Source organism: Lactobacillus sp. 23-2, from assembly GCF_044902225.1.
Lineage (GTDB): Bacteria > Bacillota > Bacilli > Lactobacillales > Lactobacillaceae > Lactobacillus > Lactobacillus absianus.
The window spans coordinates 1-1,496 of the sequence record NZ_JAOQBX010000054.1; the positions used below are offsets into that span (position 1 = coordinate 1).

The following is a 1,496-nucleotide window of genomic DNA, read 5'->3' on the forward strand; positions in this document are numbered from 1 at the left end:
GGCTCTTTGTCAAATCTTACTGATGCTTGTCAAGGAGTTTTATATGATTTTGATAAAGGCGCTAAACAGAACTTGTCTGTTTGGTGCCTTTTTTGAAGCGGATGTCATTCTGTTCCAATCTAATTCTCTTCAAAAGGTGAGTGAAATTAGAATAGCCATAGGCTGTGCGTTCAATTTGCTTGATTTTACGATTAACGCCCTCTAGACAGCCGTTTGAGAATAACATTCTAGCACCATTAATAACAGCCCTTTTGTTCTTTCTGAAGGTCCGTATGGTCTTTCTTAGTTGCTCGCAATACTGACTAGTATTACGGTCAAGTAGGTCTTCAATCATTTTCGTATCTTTGTCCGCTAGAGCATACATGAAATCCTGCATGAAGTCATATGTGTTCCTAAGTGTCTCATCGCATTTAAGCCCCTCATCGACAATCTGGGCCTGTGTGTATGGGACTTTAAGACAGCTATCGTAAAATTGCTGGGTTCCTTCCAGCTCCTTGTATTTCTTCAGATACAGCTTCCAATAGCGCTTCAGAAGCTTGTACTCTCTGGATCTTTTATCCAACTGTTTCATGACTTGAACTCTAAAACCTGTAAAAGATCTATTTACCATTTGAACCATGTGGAATCGGTCGATGACAACCTCAGCGTTTGGGAAAATCTGCCTAACAATATCGCCATAATAGCAGTTGAGGTCCATGCTCACCGTTTTAACAGTTCTTCTAACTGTTTCCGGAAACTGCTCAAAGTATTTAATAATCGTGTTCTTGAAGCGATCCTTTAAAATGGCAACGATGGTATGTTTTCCACCATCTTGGCAGATAAAGTGCAGCTTTCGTCCCACGCCTCTGAATTCATCAAAGGCAAGGTGTTCTGGCAAGGAGTCGTACGAGGATATAAATTGAGCGCTACAGTCGTCTAAGTATCTTTGCACAGTGGCAACTGATACGCCATTCTCTTCAGCGATACTGGTCATGGAATGATCTTTAGTAAGGCCAACAATTATTTTGCGTTTAACAGCGTTAGAGATGTGACAATACTTGTCAACGATCTGAGTGGAAGGATAGCTGTATGCCTCACAATTTTTGCAAAAAATACCGTGCTTCCTGATTTTGATAATGACCGGATTACTTTGATCGGCTGAAATATAGGGGATATAAACAACTTTAAAGCCATTATAGACAAAGCTGTTGGCCGATTCACAATTAGGGCATGTGTCAAGTTCCGCGATAGCGGTGCACATGATTACCTTCTTCCCCTTATAGGTCGTTCGAGAGCAATCTACAAAATTCAAGCTAGGATCTTTAATATTAAGAAAGTTTTCAATATAATTGTCAGTAGGGTTCATAGAAACCAGCTTTCTATACTTAGGAAAATTGTGGTAGATGATTTTAAGTTAGAGATAGCGAGGCCTATGTGCCTCTTTTTTTATTTTAAACAAAAAATCTTACCGACAGGTGTGTGACTTGACACCCATCAGTAAGAAATATTATAGAGCC

1 pseudogene is annotated in these 1,496 nt (G+C 39.8%); it reads right to left on the minus strand.

The features are described 5' to 3' along the window. Positions 1–39: 39 nt before the first annotated feature. A pseudogene (locus tag OCH80_RS10105) lies at positions 40–1,345 on the minus strand (ISL3 family transposase). Between the last annotated feature and the right edge of the window lie 151 nt (positions 1,346–1,496).